We start from the raw sequence: 24,889 nt of genomic DNA, 5'->3' as shown, positions 1-24,889 counted from the left end.
TTTACCTTAAAGTTAGGCGACTACCGGCGCTGTTTTTTCTTTTCTGCGTAGCATTTCGCCCGCAAGTGCTAAGTAGGCTTTTGCGCCACTTGATGCGCGGTCGTAGTACATTGCTGGTGCACCAAAACTAGGTGCCTCGGCAAGACGCACATTACGTGGGATCACGGTGCGGTATACTTTATCGCCAAAATGTTGTTTTAATTGTTCTGATACATCATTTGCTAATCGATTGCGCGGATCGTACATAGTACGAAGAATACCTTCAATTTGTAAGTTAGGGTTAACTAACTTTGCAAGTTGCGTAATAGTGTCCATTAATGCGGTTAACCCTTCAAGCGCATAATATTCACATTGCATAGGTACTAAAATAGAATCAGCAGCAGCCATGGCGTTTACTGTTAACATATTTAGTGAAGGCGGGCAGTCGATAAAAATAAATTCGTATTTATCTTGTATTTTTTCAAGCGCATTACGAAGGCGTACTTCGCGTGCAAACAATTCCATTAACTTTACTTCGGCTGCGGTTACATCGCCGTTGGCCGCTATCATATGATACTCACCCGAGGTTTCAGTGATTATCACCTCATCCATTGGTTTTTCTTCAATGAGTAAATCGTAAATGGTGGCAACATCGCCATATTTGTCTACACCGCTACCCATCGTAGCGTTGCCTTGGGGGTCGAGATCTATTAACAGCACTTTACGCTTCGTTGCAGCCATAGATGCAGCGAGATTAACAGCCGTTGTTGTTTTACCAACGCCGCCTTTTTGATTTGCTAATGCGATGACTTTTGCCACTATGTCTCTGATCCCTAGTCTTTAGAAAGAATAATTAAATGTCGTTGTGCATCAAGCTCAGGCACTACTAGCGAGATTTTATCTTCAAATTTTACCCCCTCAGGAAGTGACTCTAGCTCTTCACTAGGAAACACACCTTTAAGCGCTATAAATTTGCCTGAGTGATCAATTAAGTGTGAACACCAATCAACCATATCTTGCAGTGAAGCAAACGCACGACTTAGTACGCCATCTAATTTAACACTTGGTTGATATTCTTCAACTCTTGACTGCACAGGGGTGACATTATTTAGCCCGAGCTCGTGTTTAACTTGCATTAAAAAGCGAACACGTTTACCTAAGCTATCAAGCAATACAAATTGCGTATCAGGTAGTGCAATAGCTAATACAATACCTGGTAAGCCAGGACCTGTGCCTACATCAATATAATGATGACCGGGTAAATGAGGTGCAACAACTAAGCTATCCATAATGTGCTTAATCATCATTTCTTCTGGTAAGCGTACAGACGTTAAATTATACGCTTTGTTCCATTTGTTTAGTAACTCAACGTATTTAACTAATTGCTGTTGTTGTTTTTCGGTTAGCGCAATATCAGTTTGCGCTAACAATGTTGTTAATTGTTGCTGTAACACAGTTTACCTTTACCATTACGCAGTTTTGCGTAATAAGCCTTGCTTCTTCAGATACACTAATAATAGCGAAATCGCCGCTGGGGTGATACCAGAAATACGAGAAGCTTGGCCAATAGTGTCTGGACGCGCATCTGTTAGCTTAGCAACTACCTCGTTTGATAAACCCGATACCGTTGAGTAATCGAACTCTTTAGGCAAAATGGTTTCTTCATGACGAAGCTGTTTATTGATCTCATCTTGCTGGCGCGCAATGTAGCCTGCGTATTTAGTATGGATCTCAACTTGTTCAAGTGCAGCTTGGTTTGTAAACTCAGATCCAAGCCCATCAATAGCCATTAAATCGTCGTAACGAATTTCTGGACGACGAAGTAGATCCTCTAAACTTGCTTCACGAGTAAGCGGTGTTTTTAATAAGGCGTTTACTTGATCAACCACAGCATGATCTTTGTGGATCCAGGTTTCTTTAATACGCTGTTTCTCTTTTTCGATCACTTCCATTTTTTCGTTAAATGCCTGCCAGCGCTCATCGCTAACTAAACCAAGTTCACGGCCTTTTTCTGTTAAGCGAATATCAGCGTTATCTTCACGCAATAATAAACGGTATTCCGCACGGCTAGTAAACATACGGTACGGTTCTTTTGTACCAAGCGTTGCTAAGTCGTCTATTAGTACGCCCACATACGCTTCATCACGACGTGGAGTCCATGCATCTTTGCCTTGTACTTGTAAAGCGGCGTTCATGCCGGCAATTAAACCTTGTGCACCGGCTTCTTCGTAACCAGTAGTACCATTTATTTGGCCTGCAAAAAATAACCCGTCTATAAATTTGGTTTCTAATGACTGTTTTAAATCACGTGGGTCAAAGAAATCATATTCAATAGCATAACCAGGACGACAAATATGTGCGTTTTCAAAACCATCTATCGATTGCACAATTTGTAACTGCACATCAAAAGGTAAGCTGGTTGAAATACCGTTAGGGTAAAGCTCGTACGATGTTAAACCTTCAGGCTCTACAAATATTTGGTGCTTGTCTTTATCAGCAAAGCGCACAATTTTATCTTCTATTGAAGGGCAGTAACGTGGTCCTATACCTTCAATTACGCCAGAGTACATAGGCGAGCGATGTAAATTGTTACGAATAACCTCATGGGTTTTTTCGTTTGTGTAGGTGATATAGCATGGTATTTGCTGTGGGTGATCGCTTTGTTTACCAATAAACGAAAATACCGGTGTGGGCGCATCACCGGGTTGTTCTTGCATCTTGCTAAAATCAACTGTACGGGCATCAATACGTGGTGGAGTACCTGTTTTTAAACGGTCTACTCTAAAAGGTAACTCACGTAAACGATCAGCAAGTGCAATTGAAGGGGGATCGCCTGCACGACCACCTTTAAAATTCTCTAAACCAATATGTATTTGGCCACCTAAGAAAGTACCTACGGTTAATACAACACTAGGTGCGCTAAAACGTAATCCCATTTGGGTTACTACGCCAACAACTTTGTCGTTTTCAACGATAAGATCATCACACGATTGTTGAAATATTTTTAGGTTTTCTTGGTTTTGTAATGTGTTTTGAATTGCAGCTTTGTACAAAGCGCGATCAGCTTGTGCTCGAGTTGCACGAACAGCAGGTCCCTTTGAAGAATTTAAGGTACGAAATTGAATACCGCCTTTATCAATAGCTTGTGCCATAGCACCGCCTAGCGCATCAATTTCTTTAACCAAATGGCCTTTGCCTATTCCACCAATTGCAGGGTTGCAAGACATTTGACCAAGTGTATCCATATTATGAGTTAGCAGCAGGGTATTCATCCCCATACGTGCAGCAGCCAATGAGGCTTCAGTGCCTGCATGTCCACCACCTACTACGATAACGTCAAACTTTTCGTGAAAAATCATTAATGGGATCCTACTTAATCAAACCAGTAAACTTCAAAAGGGAGCGTATTCTACCTAGAAATTAGCAGAAGATAAATGATTAAACAGTGGGCAAGATCTAAGTCACTGATCACTTATAATATAAAGGATCTTTTAAAGAGATCTTTTAATACTATTACTACTAGTGATCGGGTTTTCTGTTGATAAGCTCTATTTATTCATTTAAAACATAAAATTAGATCAGATCTAAAGGTGTTAATATGATCGGATCATCAGGCAAATAAGCTCTGATCAAAAAGGGGGTTTATACACAGCCCAATATCGATTGGATCTTATCCCATGGATAAGCATGCTTAAAAACGCAGTTTGATCAGCGGTTATCCACAAAAACTATTAAATTATTAGTAAATTGTGGGTAACTTTGTTTATGCATTTTAATCGATCACATTACTTTAATTGTGTTTTCTCTATCCACGAATCTAACCACTCTAGGGCGGTATCTTCGGGTAATGCCTCATCAAGAATATTTAATTCAAGCCTTGGCGCTATGCATGTTGCGCCAAGGCTTGCCATTAAACTATTTATATTACGCCCAGCAAGGTTATAGGTGTCGTAGCTGGTATCGCCTAAGCCAATGACTGAATATTTAATTGCAGATAAGTCACTTTGCTGATTTAGCTGCTCAATAAATGGTAAAAGGTTGTCGGGGTAATCGCCCGCGCCATAGGTCGATGTGCATATAAGCCAGATTGTATTGTGTTGATCAATATCAGATAAATTAGGTTGATCATGTAGTTCAGCACTTATACCTTGGTTATTTAACTCATCACATAGTTGCTCTGCTACATATTCTGCAGATCCCATTTGACTACCAACGATTATATTTACAGAACTCATATTTAAACTGATCACACTTTACTTATTTGCCCGCTATGATAACTGAGTTAGGCTTGCAGTAAAGGAAACCTTTGTAATTTTGTATAACTATTTTTGAGTTGTTTTTGCTCTTTGTTGCAATCGCTTATATAAGTTATTGAATATGAATGAATTAACAAAAACTATTTAAATGTAATCTTCTGATCAAGTTGTTGATAAGGTTGGGGAAAGCTCTGCTTAACTAGTATGTTTTGTAGATCTAAATATAGCTAAGTCATTGATTTTTTATTATAAGTGAGGCCACCAGCCCACGTTTTTATATAGCTAAGCTGTTGTTGATCATAATGTGGATAGTAATCTTGTTGATAACTTAAAAAGGCGATCAAAAATAATTTTTAAAAACGATCCGATTAAGCAGATCTGCCCTAAAAAAGTGAAAATAAGTGTAATAAACCACGCTTTTTTATAGATCGTGACGGTTTAAGCTTATAAATGTGCCGCTATTTTTGATTTATTAGCCATAAAGTAGGCGATTGTGGATAACCTTTTTTAATTAGTCTTATTATTTTTCAAGTTCAGCGAGGAGTTTTGCTGGTGGAGCAATTAAAAACGAGCCCGCTGGCCTTAATAGTACCGGTTACTTTTGCTTATAAATTCACAAACCGTAGTTAAAACGATCTACTTAAGGATACTTTTTAGCGTCATATTGGTACTTTTTTAAGCTATATCGAGCGCCAATTACGCGCTTAACGTGGTGTTTTTTTATACTGTGAGAGATTAAACAGGTGAGTTGTATACGCTAAAATCAGGCGCGTTTTTATTTAATTTTAACCCATTTTGCTTTTTAAATTTTTATACCGGGCATAAAAAAGGGCACTAATGTGCCCTAAAGTAAGTGTTATTTTATGCTGCTTTAGCGAGTTATTTACCAATACAGAACGAGCTAAATATTTTGCCTAGTAGGTCGTCTGAGGTAAATTCACCGGTTATTTCGTTTAAGTACTGCTGCGTTAAGCGTAGCTCTTCGGCTAATATTTCGCCGGCTACGTGCATTTCTAACTGCGTTTTACCAGTATCTAAGTGATAGGCCGCATGTTCAAGTGCATCTAAATGACGGCGACGCGCCATAAATCCACCTTCTGTTGCGCCCTGAAAGCCAATACAAGCTTTTAAGTGATCGCGTACAAGCTCAATACCTTGCGCATTTTTAGCGCTTAAACTAATTACTGGGTATTGTTGGTTTTCATTCATACCTACTGCATCGCCCGATAAATCGGCTTTATTTCTGATAACGGTAACACCCATACCTTGCGGTAATTTTGCCATAAACTCAGGCCAAATTGCGTGTGGGTCGGTGTCGGTGGTGTCGGTGCCATCAAGCATAAACAACACGCGATCAGCTTGATTTATTTCATCCCACGCGCGCTCTATACCTATTTGTTCAACGCGGTCTGGGCTTTCACGTAGGCCTGCGGTATCGATAATATGCAGTGGCATGCCATCAATATGAATATGCTCACGTAGTACGTCGCGAGTAGTACCGGCTATTTCGGTTACTATGGCAGCTTCGCGTCCTGCTAGGGCATTAAGTAGGCTTGATTTACCCGCATTAGGGCGCCCTGCGATAACAATGCGCATACCTTCGCGCATAATACTGCCTTGCTTAGCTTGGCTCGTTACTGTGTGTAATTGACTGATGATGGCATCTAAATCGCCCGATACTTTACCATCGGATAAAAAATCAATTTCCTCATCAGGGAAGTCAATGGCTGCCTCTACATACATACGTAAATGAATAACTTTTTCTACTAGGGTTTCAATGTGTTTAGAAAACTCACCTTGTAGCGACTGTAGGGCGCTTTTAGCTGCTTGCTCTGAGGTTGCATTAATTAAATCGCTAATAGCCTCTGCTTGGGTTAAATCAAGCTTGTCGTTCATAAAGGCGCGCTCAGAAAACTCACCAGGCTTAGCTAAGCGAACGCCTTCTATTTGGCTAATTTCTTTTAATAGCATGTCGAGTACAACAGGGCCGCCGTGACCTTGCAGTTCAAGTACGTCTTCGCCGGTAAATGAATTTGGCCCTGCAAAATAAATAGCGATGCCTTGGTCGAGTTGCTCGCCGCTTAAACTTTTAAAAGGAACGTAGTCGGCATAGCGAAGCTTAGGTACTTTACCTATTATTTTTTCGGCCACGCTTTTAGCAAGGCTGCCAGAAACCCGAATTATACCTACGCCACCACGCCCAGGAGCGGTCGCTTGTGCTGCAATTGTGTCTTGATTGATCATGCTATTTATTTGCCAACGAGAGTAACTTTAATGGCGCTATTGTAACCTATGCATTTATTGGTAGCGAATAGCTGTGGTAAAAAATAGGCAATAAAAAAGGCGACCTAAGTCGCCTTTATATGAGTAGCCGTTGAGCTAGCCTCTTACTTTTATACCTTGCTTTTCCATGCCACGGTAGATGATAAGCATCTGGACAATAGAAATAAGGTTAGACACTAACCAGTAAAGTACTAAACCAGATGGGAACCATAAGAAGAATACAGAGAAGATAACCGGCATAAAGGTCATCATTTTTTGCTGCATTGGATCGGTAACCGTCATTGGTTGTAGTTTTTGCGTCACAAACATACTTGCACCAAATAATATTGGTAATACGTAGTACGGGTCTTTTGTAGAAAGGTCTGTTAGCCAAAGAATGAACTCTGCATGGCGCAGCTCTGTTGATTCTAAGAATACGTAAAATAGCGCTAAGAAAATTGGCATTTGTAGCAAAATAGGGAAACAGCCACCCATAGGGTTAACTTTTTCTTTTTTGTACATTTCCATAGTAGCTTGGCCGAACTTTTGACGGTCATCACCATATTTTTCTTTAAGAGCAGCCATTTTAGGCTGAAGGGCACGCATTTTAGCCATTGACGTGTATTGCGCTTTAGTCAGTGGGTACATTAATGATTTAACGATAATAGTGATGGCAATAATAGCGACACCCCAGTTACCTAAAATGCTGTGTAACCATTTAAGAAGTACAAATAAAGGCTGCGAAATAAACCATAACCAACCGTAATCTACAGTTAAGTCTAAATCTGGGTGAATCGCTTCAAGAATATCTGACTCTTTAGGACCCATGTAGTAAGTCGCATTAAGAGTTTGCTCGCTGCCGGCTTGTACATTTATAGGCGCTGCTTTTGTACCAATAATAGCGGCATTACTTTTAGTAATTAAGCTGTAAAGCGTGTGTGTTTCGTCTTGCTTAGGTACCCATGCACTTACAAAGTAATGCTGAATAAATGCAACGTAACCGCCTTGGGTGTTTTTATTTAGGTTTTTGTCAGCCATATCTGAAAAGCTGTATTTTTCGTACGACTCTTCATCAGTACCGTAAGCTGCACCTAAATAGTTTTGATCTACTAAGCTGCCTTTTTCTTGTACGGTACGCTTAATTTGCGTGTATAGCTGTACTTGCACTGGCGCACTTGTAGCATTATTTACTGTGTACTCTAGGCCTACATCGTATTGACCTTTTTTAAATACGTATGTTTTAGTGAAGCTAACGCCATTACTATCTACATAGGTAAGTGGTACACGTAGCTCATCACCGCTTAGCGTGTAGGCTTTTTGCGTTGCTTGGTAAGTAGGGCGACCATTCGCTGATGCGTCTGGGCCATTTAAACCAATTAAACCACTTTGTGAGAAGTATTGATTGCCATCAAACTCGCCTAGAAGCATAAATGGTGTTTCTTCACCTTTTACTTCTTCGTATTGGAGTAAGTCTGCTTCAACAATGTCACCGCCTTTGGTGTCTATTTTTACTTTGAAAACGTCAGTCGTAATGTCAATAACTGAACGCTTAGCAGCGGTAGCCGAAGCAGGTAAACCTGAATCTGACGATGACGGTATATAATCATCTGACTCTGGTGACGTTGTGTTTAGTGTTTGTGTAGTGGCACTAGGATCGGCTTTAGGAGTGTTGTAGTCATTATTCCATTCTTGAAATAATAAAAACGACACTAACATTAAACCGATTAATAAAAACGTGCGTTGCGATTCCATAACAGCTCTTATTTCTCGTGTTGGTGGTTAATACGGGTTAATTTTTCAGGAACGGGGTCTTCTCCGCCTGAATGTAAAGGATGGCATTTTAATATGCGTTTAAGTGCTAACCAACTCCCTTTTACAAATCCATGCAAATTAATTGCTTGAATAGCGTAATGAGAGCAGCTTGGATTAAAACGACAATGCGGGCCTAGTAGTGGGCTTATCCACATTTGATAACCGCGGATAAATAACACTAAACAACGCTTTGGAATAGCAACAAGTGGTTTAAGTAACCTCATGGTGTTTATACCCCTGCGTATATTTAGTGAATAGATACCATGTATTTAAAGGCTCAATTAGAGATTTTAAACGCATGATTAAAAGGTGAGCTAAAGATACCCTAATTAACCCTGCAATTCTATTGCTATCGGGTTTGTTTATTAGATTTAGCTGATTTGTTTGGGCGTTTTTTAAAAGGTGGTGGTTTAGGTGCACCAGGTTTGCAGCGTTCATTTATTTTACGCCACAGCTTTGTAAGTTGTTTGGTTATTTCTTCGTTAGACTGCTCATCAATACCACTTTTTACCATAAGCACAATATCGATATTATCGATGGTGTGTTGATTTAAACGAAAACTTTCGCGAGCGAGTCGTTTAATACGGTTACGTTGGCATGCCTTTTTTACACGTTTTTTAGCAACAGTGAGTCCTAACCTAGGTTTATCTTGGTCATTAGGTTTAGCTAAAAGAGTAAATAAAGGAGTTGCAGCCCGAGCGGGTTCATTAAATATGCGAGAGTAATGCGAGGGAGTTAACAGACGTAACTCCCTGCTAAAGCTAAAGTCTTCCACTTATATATTAAGCAGAAAGAACTTTGCGGCCTTTAGCGCGGCGACGTGCTAATACTTTACGGCCATTTACAGTTGCCATGCGAGCACGGAAGCCGTGTGCACGTTTGCGTTTTAAAACGCTAGGTTGAAAAGTTCTTTTCATAACAATCTCATCCGATCGGTTAAAGTTAAAACATCCTATGCAGGTCGCGATCCTGGCACAGGTGCCATTGCGAGCGCGAGATATTATAGATTAAGCACTTTAAAGTCAATCATAATTGCGCTGTAAACACCGTGTTTATTACATTTTTTGTACGCTGGCTTGATATTTATGGATTAATTTTAAAGCAAAATGGTCTGCTTTTACGCAAAAAGGCGAATTAATGGCCGAGACTGGCTAAAAGAATGTGGATCGTAATAAAGTAGGGTGATCAACTAGGATCATCATAATTAAGAAGTTTTCCACAGCTGGTGTTTAAAAAGTGAATAAAAGCATGGGAAAACTCATTTAGATCGTAAAATTGGTTCGCGATCTCAGTGTGTTTTTGTTATGATCTGTTATCAGGCTTTAAAATAAAAGTCGCTATAAATCAGTCTGTTAAGATATTTATACACTGATATCAACAATTTTATAAAAATCAATCTTTTACTTGTGGATAAAGTGCCTTCATAATACCCGGTCTTGGGTCGGGTAGCTGGCCAATTGAACGCAATAAATGCATGATTTTTAATCATTATTGATGTGCGGGAATAAAAATTATACCTCTGGGAGTTTAACTGTGTATCTGTCGGTTTGGCAAAGTTGTTTATATGTATTGCAAGATGAGTTGCCTTCGCAACAATTCAGTATGTGGGTAAGACCACTACAAGCAGAAAGTACCGAAGATACCTTAACGATTTACGCACCTAATCGCTTTGTTCTTGATTGGGTAAGAGAAAAGTATTTAAACCGTATTAATGAGTTACTGGTAGAAATTTGTGGTGATGAAGCGCCCGAATTGCGTTTTGATGTAGGTAGTAAACCACTACTAAATACTCAAGCGGCGGCGCCAAGTGTTGAAGCCCCTGCATCACCTAGTTCACAGGCACCTGCTAAACAGCAACCTGTAGAACAAAAAGCAGCAGTAGAGCCTGCGCCTAAATCAGGCTATAAATCTAATATAAAAGATAACTATACCTTTGACAGCTTTGTTGAGGGTAAATCTAACCAGCTAGCAAAAGCGGCTGCAACACAAGTTGCAGATAACCCTGGCTCTGCCTTTAACCCAGTATTTATTTACGGTGGCACAGGCTTAGGTAAAACTCACTTATTACATGCAGTAGGTAATGGCATTATGGCTAACAAGCCCGATGCTAAAATTGTTTACATGCATTCTGAGCGTTTTGTGCAAGACATGGTAAAAGCACTACAAAATAACGCCATTGAAGAATTTAAACGTTATTACCGTAGTGTTGATGCGCTAATGATTGATGATATTCAATTTTTCGCTAATAAAGAGCGCTCACAAGAAGAATTTTTTCATACCTTTAATGCATTATTAGAAGGTAATCAGCAAATTATTTTAACCTCTGACCGCTACCCAAAAGAAATTGAGGGCGTAGAAGACAGGCTTAAATCACGATTTGGTTGGGGTTTAACGATTGCTATAGAGCCGCCAGAGCTTGAAACTCGCGTTGCCATTTTGATGAAAAAAGCGCAGCAGAGTAAAATTAATTTACCGCACGAAGTCGCTTTTTTTATCGCTAAAAAATTACGCTCAAACGTACGTGAATTAGAAGGTGCGCTTAACCGTGTAATAGCTAATGCTAATTTTACCGGACGTCCTATTTCTATCGACTTTGTAAAAGAAGCGCTGCGTGATTTATTGGCGCTACAAGATAAGCTTGTCACTATAGACAACATACAGCGCACTGTGGCTGAGTATTACAGAATACGTGTATCAGATCTGTTATCTAAGCGCCGTAGCCGCTCTATCGCGAGGCCGCGCCAGGTAGCTATGGCATTATCTAAAGAATTAACTAATCACAGCTTACCTGAGATTGGTGACGCATTTGGTGGACGTGACCACACCACGGTATTACATGCGTGTAGAAAGGTTAAATCACTTCGTGATGAAAGCCACGAAATAAAAGAAGATTATCAAAATTTAATAAGAACGTTGTCATCTTAGGGCTGACTTTATTATGCAAATAACCATTTCAAGAGAACAATTTTTAAAGCCATTAGTGCAAGTATCGGGTGCAATTGAACGTAAACATACGTTACCTATATTATCTAATGTATTGTTAGTGGTAGAAAACGGGCAACTTTCAATGACAGGCACAGACCTTGAAATTGAACTAGTTGCAGGTGTTTTTGTTGGTGATGATATTGCCGATACAAAGTTAACACTACCAGCTAAAAAATTACTCGATATTTGTAAAAGCCTGCCTGATGGTTCTGAGCTTACATTGAGCTTACAAGAGCACCAACTGCTTTTAACCAGTGGTAAAAGCCGCTTTTCACTTACTACGCTTGCCGCGGAAGACTTTCCTAATTTAGAGCAGTGGGATGGCGAGGTTGAGTTTCAGCTAACGCGTTTAGAGTTACGTAAGTTACTTGAAAGCACGCATTTTTCAATGGCTAACCAAGACGTTCGCTATTACTTAAATGGCATGTCGTTTGAAGTAGATAATACCGACATTAAAACAGTGGCAACCGATGGCCACCGTTTGGCAATAGCGCAAAAAGAATTAGGCCAATCGTTAAATACGCAGCGCCAATTAATAATACCGCGCAAAGGTGTGCAAGAAATTATGCGCCTTATGGTTGCCGATGAAGAATTAGTTACTATTCAATTTGGCGCTAACCATATTCGTATTATCGATGTGGAATTTACTTTTACCAGTAAGTTAGTGGATGGCCGCTTCCCTGATTACCGCCGCGTATTACCGCGTGGTGGAGATAAAGTAATTACTGCTAACCGTGAATGGTTACGTAATGCGTTTCAACGCGTGTCTATTTTATCTAACGAAAAATTTAGAGGTGTGCGTTTAAACCTTGCTAATGGCTTACTTAAAATTACGGCTAATAACCCTGAGCAAGAAGAGGCTGAGGAAATAGTAGAAGTAATGTATGAGGGTGATGAGCTAGAAATTGGTTTTAATGTATCGTATGTATTAGATGTACTAAATACATTAAAAACAGAAGATGTACTATTTACATTAGCAGATTCAAACAGCAGTGCACTTATTGAAGGTGCAGGCGATGAAGAAGCAATGTACGTGGTTATGCCTATGCGATTATAAGATACCCATTATAAATGAGTTTAAGTCACTTGAGCCTCAAGTATTTTCGTAATATTGAGGCACTGACGCTAGAACCAGTCAACGGCGTTAATATAATTTATGGTGAAAACGGCAGCGGAAAAACCAGCCTTTTAGAGGCTATTTATTACCTTTCTCACGGCAAATCTTTTCGAACACCTAAACATAAAAGTATTATTCAACATCAGCAAGATCAGTTTGTAATACACGGCCGCAAAGCGCTACACAACTTGTCTATTCCTATTGGGATTAGTAAAACCCAAAGTGGTGAAACTAATTTAAAAATACAAGGCAAAGCCAGTAGAAAAATCTCTGAACTTGCACAGTTAATGCCTGTGCAAATTATTACACCCGAAAGCTATTCATTGTTTTTTGGTGGTCCAAAAGAGCGACGTAAGTTTTTAGATTTGGGTTTGTTCCACGTGGAACATGAGTTTTTTTACTTATGGCAGTCGTTTAATAAAGTGCTTAAACAACGCAATGCATTATTAAAAAGTAAGCCAAAGAATTATTTTGACCAAATTAGGTTTTGGGACAAAGAATTTGTTAGACTGGCAGAACAAATAAATAAATTAAGAATGGCGTATATAAGTAGGTTTAAGCAGCAGTTTTTTGATAAAATGTGTGCAGAGTTAACGCTTATACGCGATTTAGAAATCAACTTTAATGCAGGTTGGAAAGACAGTGAGTCTTTAAGTGATGCATTAGAGCAAAACTTTGAGCGAGACGCTCGCCAAGGTTTTACAAGTAAAGGCCCTCATAAGGCCGATTTTAGTTTTAGTGTCGCTGGCAACAGCGTAGAGAATACGTTTTCACGCGGTCAATTGAAGTTATTGCTTTATGCGTTAAAAGTAACGCAAAATAGTTTAATTGAGTCAGAGACAGATAAGCAATCTATATTGCTAATAGATGATCTACCTTCAGAGTTAGGCGAGGATACAAAAGAGAAAGTGGGACAATTATTGGCTCATTGCAGTTCTCAAATTTTTATTTCTTCAATTTTGTCTGAAAGTATTTCTGCTGTGGTGGAACCCATGCAACGAGAACTACAAATGTTCCACGTGAAACATGGCAACCTAATAACAAGATAAGTGGGATTAACCATGTCTGAGAATTATGATTCGTCGAGTATTAAAGTACTTAAAGGATTAGACGCAGTAAGAAAGCGTCCTGGAATGTATATAGGGGACACCGATGATGGCACAGGCTTACACCACATGGTGTTTGAGGTCGTTGATAACTCTATCGATGAAGCCTTAGCAGGTCATTGTGATGATATTTATGTAACGATTCACTTAGACGGTTCAGTCTCTGTAAGAGATAACGGTCGTGGTATCCCAACTTCTATCCATGAAGAAGAAGGTGTGTCTGCTGCCGAGGTTATCATGACGGTACTTCATGCTGGTGGTAAGTTTGATGATAACTCTTATAAAGTATCAGGTGGCTTACACGGTGTTGGTGTATCGGTAGTAAATGCATTATCAGAAAAACTAACTCTTACTATTCGTCGTGAAGGCAAATTGCACGAGCAAACTTACAGCATGGGCGTACCTAACGCTCCATTAACTGTTATTGGCGATGCTGACACTACGGGTACTGAACTGCGTTTTTGGCCAAGTGGCGAAACATTTACAAACCTTGATTTTCATTATGATATTTTAGCTAAGCGTTTACGCGAGCTATCGTTTTTGAACTCTGGTGTAAGCATCATCTTATCTGATGAACGCGAAGAAAATAAAACCGACCACTTTAAATATGATGGCGGTATTCAAGCGTTTGTTGAATACTTAAACCGCAATAAAACACCTGTACATAAAGGTGTATTCCATTTTACTCACGAGCGTGAAGAAGATGGGATTAGCGTTGAAGTTTCAATGCAGTGGAACGATGGCTTCCAAGAAAACATTTACTGTTTTACTAATAACATTCCACAACGTGATGGTGGTACTCACTTAGCCGGCTTTAGATCTGCGCTAACACGTACACTTAATAACTACATGGAAAAAGAAGGCTTTAACAAAAAAGCTAAAACAACTAGTAATGCAACGGGCGATGATGCGCGTGAAGGCTTAACAGCGGTTGTAAGTGTTAAAGTACCTGATCCTAAGTTCTCATCACAAACTAAAGACAAGCTAGTATCAAGCGAAGTTAAATCTGCGGTTGAGCAAGCAATGGCTGAAAAGTTTTCTGATTTCTTATTAGAAAACCCAATGGATGCCAAAATTGTTGTTGGTAAAATTATTGATGCAGCACGAGCACGTGAAGCGGCGCGTAAAGCCCGTGAAATGACTCGTCGTAAAGGCGCTATGGATTTAGCAGGTTTACCTGGTAAATTAGCTGACTGCCAAGAAAAAGACCCATCATTATCTGAACTATACATAGTGGAGGGTGACTCAGCTGGCGGTTCAGCCAAGCAGGGTCGTAATCGTAAAAACCAAGCTATTTTACCACTTAAAGGTAAAATCTTGAACGTAGAGAAAGCACGCTTTGATAAGATGCTTTCTTCACAAGAAGTAGCGACGCTAATAACAGCCCTAGGTTGTGGTATTGGCCGTGATGAATATGACCCAGAAAAACTACGTTACCACAGCATCATTATCATGACCGATGCGGACGTGGATGGTTCTCACATTCGTACATTGCTACTAACATTCTTCTATCGCCAAATGCCAGAAATTGTTGAGCGTGGTTATATTTACATTGCACAACCGCCACTTTATAAAGTGAAAAAAGGTAAGCAAGAGCGTTATATTAAAGACGATCCTGCACTAGTAGATTACCTAACATCACTTGCACTAAATAATGCAGCGCTTTACACAAGCGAAGATGCAAGTGCAATTGAAGGTGAAGCGCTTGAGCAAATAGTACAAGATTACCAAAACACAGTTAAAGTCATTGAGCGCTTAAAACGTAAATACCCTAACACGGTAATGGAACGTTTGATTTACCAAAGCGAGTTAAAAGTAGAAGACTTATCTAACGAAGCTAAAGTAATTGAGTGGACGAAAGAGCTAGTTGACGACTTAGTTGAACGTGATGAAGATGCGACAATTTTCCACGCTGGAACAGAGCATGATGCAGAGCGCAACTTGTACTTCCCGGTTGTGAATATTCGTCAGCATGGTGTGGATAAAGCACACGTATTACATTACGACTTTATTGCCTCACGTGACTACCAACGCATTGCTGTGACTGGCACGAAGATCGCAAACATCTTAAAAGAAGGCGCATATGTTCAACGTGGTGAGAAAACAAAACCTGTTGATAACTTTGTGGATGCTTTGGAATGGTTGATCGCAGAATCTAAGCGCGGGATCTACATTCAGCGCTATAAAGGATTAGGCGAAATGAACCCTAGCCAACTGTGGGAAACCACAATGGATCCTTCAGCTCGTCGTATGTTACAAGTAACAATTGAAGATGCTGTAGCGGCAGATCAATTGTTTGCAACATTAATGGGCGATCAAGTTGAGCCACGTCGTGAGTTTATAGAAACCAACGCACTTCGCGTAGTTAACTTAGACGTGTAAAAAATTATACTTACATCTTAAAAGGAGCCTAATGGCTCCTTTTTTATTTTAACAACCGCACAAACTGCTTAAAACCTGCGTGTGCACAAGGTATACTGAGGGTAATTTTCACGCTACTTTCAGATAGTAAAAAGCCAAATATGCAAAAATATGACGTTAAAACCTTTCAAGGTTTGATCCTGGCTTTACAGGATTATTGGGCGCAGCAAGGCTGTGTCATTATTCAACCACTTGATATGGAAGTGGGCGCAGGGACATTTCACCCGCAAACATTCTTAAAATCTATTGGCCCTGAGCCAATGTCGAGCGCATACGTACAACCGTGTCGCCGTCCTACCGATGGCCGCTACGGCGAAAACCCAAACCGCTTACAGCATTACTACCAATTTCAGGTAGTTTTAAAGCCATCACCAGATAACATTCAAGAGCTTTACCTAGGCTCACTAGAAGCGATGGGTATTGATACCCTAACGCATGAAGTACGCTTTGTAGAAGATAACTGGGAATCGCCAACACTAGGCGCATGGGGCTTAGGTTGGGAGATTTGGCTAAACGGTATGGAAGTAACGCAGTTTACATACTTTCAGCAAGTAGGGGGCTTAGAGTGCTCTCCTGTAACTGGTGAAATTACTTACGGCCTAGAGCGTTTAGCAATGTACATTCAAGGCGTAGACAGTATTTACGACCTAGTATGGGCAGACGGTCCATTAGGGCGTGTAACTTACGGCGATGTATTCCATCAAAATGAAGTAGAACAATCTACTTACAACTTTGAACACGCAAACGTAGATGACTTATTTGCACAATTTGATAAGTGTGAAGCTGAGAGCCAAAAGCTAATAGAAGCAAATTTACCACTGCCTGCTTACGAGCAAGTAATGAAAGCATCGCACGCGTTTAACTTACTCGATGCGCGCCATGCAATCTCAGTAACCGAACGTCAGCGTTATATTTTACGCGTTCGAGCGTTATCAAAAGCGTGTGCACAAAGTTATTACGATGCACGTGAAGCGCTTGGTTTCCCGCTGTGTAAGGATAAGTAAGCATGTCAGCACAAAATTTATTAGTAGAAATTGGCACCGAAGAGCTGCCACCAAAAGCACTGCGCAAATTAGCAGAAGCCTTTGCCGCAAACTTAACTGCAGAGCTTGAAACACTAGAGCTTGGGCATGAAGGCGTAAGCTGGTATGCATCGCCTCGTCGTTTAGGTTTACAAGTAAAAGCGCTTGAAGCAAAGCAGCAAGATAAAGAAGTAGAAAAGCGTGGCCCTGCAACTAAAGCAGCGTTCGATAGTGAAGGTAACCCAACTAAAGCAGCAATGGGTTGGGCACGTGGTTGTGGTATTGACGTAAGTGAAGCACAAACTCTTGAAACCGACAAAGGCGCTTGGCTTTTACATATTGCTAAAGTAGCAGGACAAGAAACCAAAACGCTGATGAGCGATGCCATTGCAAAGTCGTTAGCAAAGCTGCCAATACCTAAGCCAATGCGTTGGGGCGCGAATAAAACACAATTTATTCGCCCAGTTCATACCGTAACTATTTTATTTGGTGATGAACTTATTGAAGGCGAAATTTTAGGTAAGCAAGTAACTAATCAGTTACAAGGCCACCGTTTTCATCATCCAGAAAAAATCACCATTAACCATGCTGATGACGTGTTCGACGTATTAAAATCAGCCTACGTTATTGCTGATTACGAACAACGTAAAGCGCAAATCCGTGCACAAATAGAAGAAGCGGCAAGCGCAGTGAATGCGGTTGTTGCAATGGATGAAGACTTATTAGAAGAAGTTACTTCACTAGTAGAGTGGCCAGTAACGTTAACGGCAACATTTGAAGAAGCATTTTTAGATGTACCTGCCGAAGCGCTAATTTACACCATGAAGGATGATCAAAAATACTTCCCGCTATTAGATCAAAACGGCAAACTTTTAAATAAGTTTTTGTTTGTATCTAACATCGAAAGTAAAGATCCAAGTGTGGTTATATCTGGTAACGAAAAAGTAGTGCGCCCACGTTTAGCTGATGCGCAGTTCTTCTTTGAAACAGATAAAAAGAAAACCCTAGAAAGCCGCCTAGAATCACTTGATACTGTTTTATTCCAAAAGCAGTTAGGTACGCTTAAAGATAAATCTGTACGTATTAGCGAGCTTGCCGGCTACATTGCAGAGCAACTAGGTGCCGACAAAGACCTTGCAAAACGTGCTGGCCTATTAAGTAAAACAGACTTAATGACCGAAATGGTAATGGAATTTACCGACGTGCAAGGTGTAATGGGTATGCACTATGCACGCTTTGATGGCGAAGCAGAAGATGTAGCTATTGCACAAAACGAGCAATACATGCCGCGTTTTGCAGGCGACAATTTACCTACAAACCTAATCAGCTGTGCAGTAGCAATTGCAGATAAGTTTGATACGCTGGTGGGTATTTTTGGTATAGGCCAAGCACCAAAAGGTGACAAAGACCCATTTGCACTTCGTCGTGCTGCCATTGGTGCACTGCGTATCATGGTAGAAAAAGAGCTACCGCTTGATATTTTAGACCTAGTAGCAAAAGCACAAACACTGTTTGGCGAAAAGCTTACTAACCTAAATGTATCAACCGACGTATTTGACTTTATGCTAGGGCGCTTCCGCGCATGGTATCAAGACGAAGGCATTGAAGTAGATGTTATTCAGGCAGTACTGGCACGTCGTCCTACTAAACCTACTGACTTTGACCGTCGTGTTAAAGCAGTAAGCCACTTCCGTACGTTAGACGCCGCAGAAGCGCTTGCAGCAGCGAATAAGCGTGTAGGTAACATACTAGCTAAAAATAACATTACCACCGAAGGTGATGTTGATGAGAGCCTATTAAGCGATGACGCTGAAAAAGTATTAGCATCACAAGTAGCAAAATTTGCAACTGAGCTTGCACCACTTTACGCCGATGGAAACTACCAAGAGGCATTAAGCCAATTGGCGGGTATTCGCCAAAGTGTTGATAACTTTTTTGACAACGTCATGGTTATGGCCGACGATGAAGCTGTAAAGCAAAATCGCCTCGCACTATTAAGCCAGTTAAGCCGCTTATTTTTAGATATTGCAGATATATCTGTACTACAAAAATAACACCGCTTAAGCCAATAAAAAGCCAGCGTATTGCTGGCTTTTTAGTTTTAACAGAACGAAGGAAACCCATTAATGATGCCAATGAAACGAATTTTAACGCTTGCCATTGCCGGCTTACTCACAGCGTGTACTAGCCAAGTGTCTATTAACGACGTACTGCCACAGCAAGAGCTGGATAAAACAATTTACCTAAGAGGCGATTTTACGCTTTGGGATGCAGAGCCTCAGTACCAGTTTATGCCAGTAGGCGGCGCGCTTTACCAAGCAGAAGTTAAATTTAGCACCCCAGGTAAAGTGTACGAATTTAAAATAGCCGATGCCGATTTTAGTGAAGGCTACAACTGCGGCTACAGCGATGCCCAACCAGCAGGGCAAAAACTAACGCTCGGCCAACCCGTACTGGCAGACTGTAATACTATTTATAACTACTTTAGCTACACGCCAGCGATAAAAGGCACCTACATAGTAAGTATTGATTACAGTGACTATGATAAGCCGAAAGTGACGATAACGAAGAAATAGCTGTTAGTTGGGAGCTGTCAGCTTTTAGCTGCCCGAGTGGGCTTATAGATTTGCGACAAGGATGTTGTAGGTAGAGTGAAACGAAACCCAACATGTGCGGCGAATAGAACTGTGCTGGTGGTTATCAAATACGTTGGGTTTCGAAAATTCAACCCAACCTACATCAATAATAATTTTTATTGATTGCTATAAATATACAATCAAATTAATGAGCTTAGTTAGTCTAATTACAGTCGTAAACCAAAAGCGCGATAATGGATAAGTAGATTTTAAGTAGGTTGGGTAGAGTGAAACGAAACCCAACATATGCGGCGAATAAAACTGTTCTGCTGGTTATCAAATACGTTGGGTTTCGTAAAACTCAACCCAACCTACATCAATAATAATTTTTATTGATTGCTATAAATATACAATCAAATTAATGAGCTTAGTTAGTCTAATTACAGTCGTAAACCAAAAGCGCGATAATGGATAAGTAGATTTTAAGTAGGTTGGGTAGAGTGAAACGAAACCCAACATATGCTGCGAATAAAACTGTGCTGCTGGTTATCAAATACGTTGAGTTACGTAAACTTGTCTTGATTATAATTAACAAAACTAATCTATACTCTTATTTATCTGTTTATTTTATGGATAAAAATATGCGTTATAAACGTATGTTAGAGGCGGGCGCATGTTATTTTTTTACGGTAAATTTAGAAGATAGATCTCAGCCTTTGCTTGTGGAAAATATAGAGTTATTACGCCGTGTATATTCAAAGGTGGCAAAAAAGCATCCAATAAAGACGATTGCAATTGTTATCATGCCCGATCACCTTCATGCTATTTGGCAATTACCTAAAGGTGATAGTAATTACGCAATGCGTTGGCGACTTATAAAATCAGGCTTTTCTCGAGAGCTGCCAGCAACAGAGTTTTGTAATAAAAGTCGAATAGCGAAAGGAGAGCGCGGGATTTGGCAGCGTCGCTATTGGGAACATAAAATTAGAGATGAAGAAGACTTAAATAATCATATTAATTATATTCACTACAACCCGGTGAAACATAACCATGTTATTAAAGTGAGTGATTGGCCATTTTCAAGCTTTCATCAATACGTTAAAAAATCAAAACTAAGCCAAGATTGGGAGTGCAATAATGATTCAACCACTTTGTATGATGAATAAAATTTCGGTGTTATAAAACAAGTTGGGTTTCCTAAAACTCAACCCAACCTACATTTGGTTTAAGTTCTTAACGATGCGTTAAATATACAAAAATAACCTAACTTACTAAACCAACTTTCAAACCTATAACCCTTTCTTCACCACATACCTATAAGGTGCTTCATTGGCGTCTGTAGCCACCAGCGTGTGATCCATAAACGTACAAAAACTTGGAATATCACGGGTGGTTGATGGGTCATCAGCGGTAATTAATAACGTTTCACCGTCGTTCATCTTACGAATTGCAGCGCGTAACATCATTACAGGTTCTGGGCAGCGTAGGCCCATGGCGTCTAATTGGTGATCGGGATTATCAAAGCTCATAAAAAGTTACCTGTAAAAATAGTCGCGGCTTGGTTTGGTCGGGTAGTTTAGCGCAATTAATCTGTTTGGTTAACTGTTTTGCATATAACGGGTAAGCGTAATACAGTAAAAAATAATCTGGTTTAAATTTAATACACCCGATCACATTATTCATATCAGCAATAAGCTGGTGGCATAAAAAAAGGCGAACTAACTTGCGCTAGTTCGCCTTTTTAATCACAAAGATGGTTTACATGTTTAAGCTAATAATTAGTCTTGAACACGTTCAAATACAGTCGCGATGCCTTGGCCTAAACCAATACACATAGTTGCTAGACCATATTTTGCATTTTTGTCTTCCATTAAGTGTATAAGCGAGGTGCTAATACGCGAACCTGAACAACCTAGTGGGTGGCCAAGTGCGATTGCGCCGCCGTTTAAATTCACTTTTTCATCAACCACGTCTGCTAAACCTAAGTCTTTAAGTACAGGCAGTGATTGTGCTGCAAATGCTTCGTTAAGCTCTGCTACGTCAATGTCATCAATAGTAATACCAGCTTGTGCAAGTGCTTTTTTACTTGCTGGTACTGGGCCGTAACCCATGATTGATGGATCGCAACCGGCAACAGCCATTGCTTTAACGCGTGCACGAATTGGTAAGCCAAGCTCTTTTGCTTTCTCTTCGCTCATTACTAACATGGCTGATGCGCCATCAGAAAGTGCAGAAGATGTACCCGCAGTAACCGAGCCAGAGGCAGGGTTAAATACTGGGCGAAGCTGAGATAAACCTTCAACCGTTGTTTCAGGGCGAATTACTTCATCATCTTCAACTAAAATTAAAGAGCCATCAGCTGCGTGACCTTCCATTGCTAAAATTTCGCGGCGGAAACGGCCTTCAACTGTTGCAGCATGTGCACGTTGATGTGAGCGGTATGCAAATTCGTCTTGCTGCTGGCGGCTAATTCCGTGAATAGTAGCAAGGTATTCTGCAGTTAAACCCATAGAGCCAGATGCTTGTGCAATTGAAGTTGCTAAGCCTGGGTGAAAGTCGTTACCGTGAGTCATAGGTACGTGACCCATGTGCTCAACACCACCAATAAGGTAAGTGTCGCCAGCGCCTGTCATAATAGCGCGTGCTGCGTCATGCAATGCTTGCATTGACGAGCCACATAAACGGTTAACGGTTGTAGCTGGTACTGAATGTGGAATACCCGCAAGCAGTGATGCGTTACGTGCAACGTTAAAGCCTTGCTCTAATGTTTGCTGTACACAGCCCCAATAAATATCGTCAATTGATGCAGGGTCAACTGCTGGGTTGCGCTCTAATAACCCTTTCATAAGGTGAGCACTTAAATCTTCCGCACGCTTGTTTTTAAATACGCCGCCTTTTGAGCGACCCATTGGTGTGCGGATACAATCTACAATTACTGGATTATTCATGATATTAACCTTCCACCTTATAGAAAACACGACCTTCTTCGGCCCATTTGCGAGTTTGCTCTGATACTTGGTAAATCGCACCTAGGTGAGCATATTTGTCTGCTGCTGCAACAAAGTTAGCTAAACCTGTTTGATCTAAGTAACGGAACGCGCCGCCTCTAAATGGAGGGAAACCAACGCCGTATACAAGGGCCATATCAGCTTCTTGAGGAGAAGCAACAATGCCTTCTTGTAAACAAAGTAGTACTTCGTTGATCATTGGGATCATACAACGGTCGATAATTTCTTGTTTATCAAATTCTTTAGGTGCATCAGTAATTGGCGCTAGTAGCTCAACTGCTGTTGCATCGCTTGATTTTTTAAGACGACCACGACGGTCTGTTTCGTACTTGTAAAAACCTGCTTTGTTCTTTTGACCAAAACGTTTTTCGTTAGCAAAAACAGTTACCGGATCTTTTTCTGCACGTGCCATACGCTCAGGGAAACCGTCAGCCATTACGCCAGTACAGTGATACGCCGTATCAATACCTACAACATCAAGCAGGTAAGCCGGGCCCATTGGCCAGCCAAATACGTTTTCCATTACTTTATCTACTTTTGCAAAGTTAGCGCCTTCAACAACTAATTTACTAAAGCCCGCAAAGTACGGGAATAAAACACGGTTTACAAAAAAGCCTGGGCAATCGTTTACAACAATTGGAGACTTGCCAAGTTTAAGCGCGTAATCAACAACTGCATTAATTGTTTTATCAGAGGTTTTTGCACCACGGATAATTTCTACTAATGGCATTTTTGGCACTGGGTTGAAAAAGTGCATACCACAGAAGTTTTCTGGCTTATCGAGTGCTTCTGCAAGTAAGTCTATACAAATAGTCGATGTGTTTGATGTAAGTACCGTGCCTTCTGGCATGTTCTTTTCAAGGTCAGCTAATACCGCTTGCTTAACTTTAGGGTTTTCTACAACCGCTTCAACAATAATGTTGGCGTTTTGTAGGTCTGCATCGTTAAGCGTTGGCTTAATTTTGCTAAGCGTTGCCAGCATTTTTTCCATTGGCATGTGGCCGCGTTTAACTTTTGCACCAAGTAGTTTAGATGCTTCGCCCATACCTAAATCTAGCGCATCCTGTTGGATGTCTTTCATTATGATTGGTGTGCCTTTATAAGCTGACTGGTATGCAATACCGCCGCCCATAATACCTGCGCCTAATACAGCCGCTTGTTTAATTTCAACATCGCTGTGCTTAGCAAGCTTACGTGCTTTACCTTTAATAAACTGGTCATTTAAGAAAATACCGGTTTGCGCTGCAGCTTCATTAGTACGCGCAAGTTTTGCAAAGTTAGCATTTTCGATTGCCATTGCTTCATCGCGAGTACAGTTGGCCGCTGCTTTAATAGTGCGAACTGCCATAACCGGAGCAGGATAGTGGCCTTTGGTTTTACCCATTACCATACCTTCTGCCATTGCAAAGCTCATGCCTTGCTCAACACGGTTTAATTTAAGTGGCTGAAGTTTAACATCGCGCTTTGCCTGCCAATCTAGCTTGCCGGCAATTGCTAATTCAAGTGTTGCTAGGCTTGACTCTAAAAGTTTGTCAGCACTAACTACCGCGTCAAACGCACCTACTTTTAGGGCGTCAGCGGCACGGTTTTCTTTGCCTGAGGTGATCCAAAGCATGGCGTTATCTGCGCCAATAATGCGTGGTAAGCGCACTGTGCCACCAAAACCAGGCATTATACCTAGTTTAACTTCTGGTAAGCCCATTTTAGCGGTTTCGCTTGCAACGCGATAATCGGTAGCAAGTGCCCACTCACAGCCGCCGCCAAGTGCCAAGCCATTTATAGCGCTAAGAGTTGGGAATGGTAAGTCTTCGATTGCGTCAAAAACGTCGGTTGCGTTTTTGATCCACGTTACTAATTCTTCTTCTGGTTTAGTAAATGTTGGTAAAAATTCGAAGATATCTGCACCAATAATAAAGTGATCTTTATCACTGGTAAAAATCATGCCTTTGATATCAGAATTAGACGCTAATTCTTTTAATGCTGCTGCACAATCTGAAAGAGTTTGCTGAGATAGTGTGTTTACAGAACCTGCAACACAAAACTTAAACTCGGCGATGTTTTCCTTTAGGAAGCTAACTTCAAAGGAATCGCTTTTATATAACATTATTATTCTCCCTAGTTGACGAACTAAGACTGGTACGATGAGTTTGCATTTCGACCAGTGTGCTTGCTTTAAAATTAAAATGCAACGAAAAATTTAACTCGGTTACAAACGGTTGGTTAAAATATAGCTGGTTTGGTGCTAAGGTGTACTGGAATGTGCTAAAGGTACTCATTAATTATTATGAGTGCGTAAATTAAATGTTGTTCATACTTTATTAAAGGCACTCTCATTATTGTTTTAG

20 protein-coding genes are annotated in these 24,889 nt (G+C 40.5%); 8 read left to right on the top strand and 12 right to left on the bottom strand.

Annotated features, from left to right (window positions below; translation table 11 throughout):
- Positions 1-12 precede the first annotated feature (12 nt).
- The 9 genes from MTF68_RS18880 to rpmH form a co-directional block, all read right to left on the bottom strand.
- On the bottom strand, positions 13-798 hold the full coding sequence (locus MTF68_RS18880) for a ParA family protein (protein WP_004588067.1): 786 nt from the start codon (positions 796-798) through the stop codon (positions 13-15).
- 14 nt (positions 799-812) lie between these two features.
- Positions 813-1,433 (bottom strand): 16S rRNA (guanine(527)-N(7))-methyltransferase RsmG, encoded by a 621-nt coding sequence (gene rsmG / locus MTF68_RS18875; protein ID WP_004588066.1) that lies wholly within the window; start codon positions 1,431-1,433, stop codon positions 813-815.
- Positions 1,434-1,448: 15 nt separating this feature from the next.
- Positions 1,449-3,338, bottom strand: coding sequence for a tRNA uridine-5-carboxymethylaminomethyl(34) synthesis enzyme MnmG (mnmG, locus tag MTF68_RS18870; RefSeq protein WP_004588065.1), 1,890 nt, complete (start codon positions 3,336-3,338; stop codon positions 1,449-1,451).
- Between the two features lie 426 nt (positions 3,339-3,764).
- Positions 3,765-4,214, bottom strand: a complete 450-nt coding sequence (mioC, locus tag MTF68_RS18865) for an FMN-binding protein MioC (protein ID WP_024032128.1) — start codon at positions 4,212-4,214, stop codon at positions 3,765-3,767.
- A gap of 900 nt (positions 4,215-5,114) precedes the next feature.
- Complete coding sequence (mnmE, locus tag MTF68_RS18860) at positions 5,115-6,479, bottom strand: tRNA uridine-5-carboxymethylaminomethyl(34) synthesis GTPase MnmE (RefSeq protein ID WP_248463333.1); 1,365 nt, start codon at positions 6,477-6,479, stop codon at positions 5,115-5,117.
- A gap of 135 nt (positions 6,480-6,614) precedes the next feature.
- Positions 6,615-8,249, bottom strand: coding sequence for a membrane protein insertase YidC (gene yidC / locus MTF68_RS18855; RefSeq protein WP_024032130.1), 1,635 nt, complete (start codon positions 8,247-8,249; stop codon positions 6,615-6,617).
- An 8-nt stretch (positions 8,250-8,257) separates the two neighbouring features.
- Positions 8,258-8,533 carry a membrane protein insertion efficiency factor YidD gene (gene yidD / locus MTF68_RS18850; RefSeq protein WP_004588061.1) on the bottom strand — a complete coding sequence of 92 codons (276 nt, stop codon included), beginning with the start codon at positions 8,531-8,533 and terminating at the stop codon, positions 8,258-8,260.
- 125 nt (positions 8,534-8,658) lie between these two features.
- Complete coding sequence (rnpA, locus tag MTF68_RS18845; protein WP_248463332.1) at positions 8,659-9,084, bottom strand: ribonuclease P protein component; 426 nt, start codon at positions 9,082-9,084, stop codon at positions 8,659-8,661.
- Between the two features lie 7 nt (positions 9,085-9,091).
- On the bottom strand, positions 9,092-9,226 hold the full coding sequence (rpmH, locus tag MTF68_RS18840; protein ID WP_004335215.1) for a 50S ribosomal protein L34: 135 nt from the start codon (positions 9,224-9,226) through the stop codon (positions 9,092-9,094).
- 616 nt (positions 9,227-9,842) lie between these two features.
- On the opposite strand from rpmH, the gene dnaA reads away from it, so the two are divergent.
- From dnaA to MTF68_RS18800, 8 genes are all read left to right on the top strand, one after another.
- On the top strand, positions 9,843-11,234 hold the full coding sequence (gene dnaA, locus MTF68_RS18835) for a chromosomal replication initiator protein DnaA (protein WP_004588059.1): 1,392 nt from the start codon (positions 9,843-9,845) through the stop codon (positions 11,232-11,234).
- A gap of 13 nt (positions 11,235-11,247) precedes the next feature.
- The gene (gene dnaN / locus MTF68_RS18830; RefSeq protein ID WP_004588058.1) at positions 11,248-12,351 is read left to right on the top strand and encodes a DNA polymerase III subunit beta; all 1,104 of its coding nucleotides are present in this window, start codon (positions 11,248-11,250) and stop codon (positions 12,349-12,351) included.
- Between the two features lie 14 nt (positions 12,352-12,365).
- Positions 12,366-13,460, top strand: coding sequence for a DNA replication/repair protein RecF (recF, locus tag MTF68_RS18825; protein ID WP_248463331.1), 1,095 nt, complete (start codon positions 12,366-12,368; stop codon positions 13,458-13,460).
- 12 nt (positions 13,461-13,472) lie between these two features.
- Complete coding sequence (gene gyrB / locus MTF68_RS18820; RefSeq protein ID WP_029772815.1) at positions 13,473-15,899, top strand: DNA topoisomerase (ATP-hydrolyzing) subunit B; 2,427 nt, start codon at positions 13,473-13,475, stop codon at positions 15,897-15,899.
- A gap of 140 nt (positions 15,900-16,039) precedes the next feature.
- Positions 16,040-16,942: a glycine--tRNA ligase subunit alpha gene (gene glyQ / locus MTF68_RS18815; protein ID WP_004588055.1), complete on the top strand. Its 903-nt coding sequence runs from the start codon at positions 16,040-16,042 to the stop codon at positions 16,940-16,942.
- Positions 16,943-16,944: 2 nt separating this feature from the next.
- Positions 16,945-19,014, top strand: coding sequence for a glycine--tRNA ligase subunit beta (glyS, locus tag MTF68_RS18810; protein ID WP_004588054.1), 2,070 nt, complete (start codon positions 16,945-16,947; stop codon positions 19,012-19,014).
- 72 nt (positions 19,015-19,086) lie between these two features.
- Positions 19,087-19,536, top strand: a complete 450-nt coding sequence (locus MTF68_RS18805) for a hypothetical protein (RefSeq protein WP_248463329.1) — start codon at positions 19,087-19,089, stop codon at positions 19,534-19,536.
- A 641-nt stretch (positions 19,537-20,177) separates the two neighbouring features.
- The gene (locus tag MTF68_RS18800) at positions 20,178-20,702 is read left to right on the top strand and encodes a transposase (RefSeq protein WP_248452300.1); all 525 of its coding nucleotides are present in this window, start codon (positions 20,178-20,180) and stop codon (positions 20,700-20,702) included.
- Positions 20,703-20,825: 123 nt separating this feature from the next.
- On the opposite strand, the gene tusA is transcribed toward MTF68_RS18800, so the two are convergent.
- The 3 genes from tusA to fadB all read right to left on the bottom strand — a co-directional run bounded on the left by tusA (position 20,826) and on the right by fadB (position 24,648).
- Positions 20,826-21,065 carry a sulfurtransferase TusA gene (gene tusA / locus MTF68_RS18795; RefSeq protein WP_248463327.1) on the bottom strand — a complete coding sequence of 80 codons (240 nt, stop codon included), beginning with the start codon at positions 21,063-21,065 and terminating at the stop codon, positions 20,826-20,828.
- A 249-nt stretch (positions 21,066-21,314) separates the two neighbouring features.
- Positions 21,315-22,484: an acetyl-CoA C-acyltransferase FadA gene (gene fadA / locus MTF68_RS18790; RefSeq protein ID WP_004588050.1), complete on the bottom strand. Its 1,170-nt coding sequence runs from the start codon at positions 22,482-22,484 to the stop codon at positions 21,315-21,317.
- A 4-nt stretch (positions 22,485-22,488) separates the two neighbouring features.
- The gene (gene fadB / locus MTF68_RS18785; RefSeq protein WP_096738858.1) at positions 22,489-24,648 is read right to left on the bottom strand and encodes a fatty acid oxidation complex subunit alpha FadB; all 2,160 of its coding nucleotides are present in this window, start codon (positions 24,646-24,648) and stop codon (positions 22,489-22,491) included.
- Positions 24,649-24,889 lie beyond the last annotated feature (241 nt).

Origin of the sequence: Pseudoalteromonas sp. 2CM37A (assembly GCF_023161885.1) — a bacterium.
GTDB classification, from domain to species: Bacteria; Pseudomonadota; Gammaproteobacteria; order Enterobacterales; family Alteromonadaceae; genus Pseudoalteromonas; species Pseudoalteromonas atlantica.
Note: the sequence above shows the minus strand (reverse complement) of the source record. Positions and strands in the feature narration are given on the sequence as shown.

Excerpts from the sequence above, each read along its gene's own strand:
- rpmH (WP_004335215.1), bottom strand. The coding sequence starts at position 9,226 with ATGAAAAGAACTTTTCAACCTAGCGTTTTAAAACGCAAACGTGCACAC.
- MTF68_RS18800 (WP_248452300.1), top strand. The coding sequence starts at position 20,178 with ATGCGTTATAAACGTATGTTAGAGGCGGGCGCATGTTATTTTTTTACG.
- mioC (WP_024032128.1), bottom strand. The coding sequence starts at position 4,214 with ATGAGTTCTGTAAATATAATCGTTGGTAGTCAAATGGGATCTGCAGAA.
- mnmE (WP_248463333.1), bottom strand. The coding sequence starts at position 6,479 with ATGATCAATCAAGACACAATTGCAGCACAAGCGACCGCTCCTGGGCGT.
- mnmG (WP_004588065.1), bottom strand. The coding sequence starts at position 3,338 with ATGATTTTTCACGAAAAGTTTGACGTTATCGTAGTAGGTGGTGGACAT.
- fadB (WP_096738858.1), bottom strand. The coding sequence starts at position 24,648 with ATGTTATATAAAAGCGATTCCTTTGAAGTTAGCTTCCTAAAGGAAAAC.
- recF (WP_248463331.1), top strand. The coding sequence starts at position 12,366 with ATGAGTTTAAGTCACTTGAGCCTCAAGTATTTTCGTAATATTGAGGCA.
- glyQ (WP_004588055.1), top strand. The coding sequence starts at position 16,040 with ATGCAAAAATATGACGTTAAAACCTTTCAAGGTTTGATCCTGGCTTTA.
- MTF68_RS18805 (WP_248463329.1), top strand. The coding sequence starts at position 19,087 with ATGATGCCAATGAAACGAATTTTAACGCTTGCCATTGCCGGCTTACTC.
- tusA (WP_248463327.1), bottom strand. The coding sequence starts at position 21,065 with ATGAGCTTTGATAATCCCGATCACCAATTAGACGCCATGGGCCTACGC.
- fadA (WP_004588050.1), bottom strand. The coding sequence starts at position 22,484 with ATGAATAATCCAGTAATTGTAGATTGTATCCGCACACCAATGGGTCGC.
- dnaN (WP_004588058.1), top strand. The coding sequence starts at position 11,248 with ATGCAAATAACCATTTCAAGAGAACAATTTTTAAAGCCATTAGTGCAA.
- gyrB (WP_029772815.1), top strand. The coding sequence starts at position 13,473 with ATGTCTGAGAATTATGATTCGTCGAGTATTAAAGTACTTAAAGGATTA.
- glyS (WP_004588054.1), top strand. The coding sequence starts at position 16,945 with ATGTCAGCACAAAATTTATTAGTAGAAATTGGCACCGAAGAGCTGCCA.
- yidD (WP_004588061.1), bottom strand. The coding sequence starts at position 8,533 with ATGAGGTTACTTAAACCACTTGTTGCTATTCCAAAGCGTTGTTTAGTG.
- yidC (WP_024032130.1), bottom strand. The coding sequence starts at position 8,249 with ATGGAATCGCAACGCACGTTTTTATTAATCGGTTTAATGTTAGTGTCG.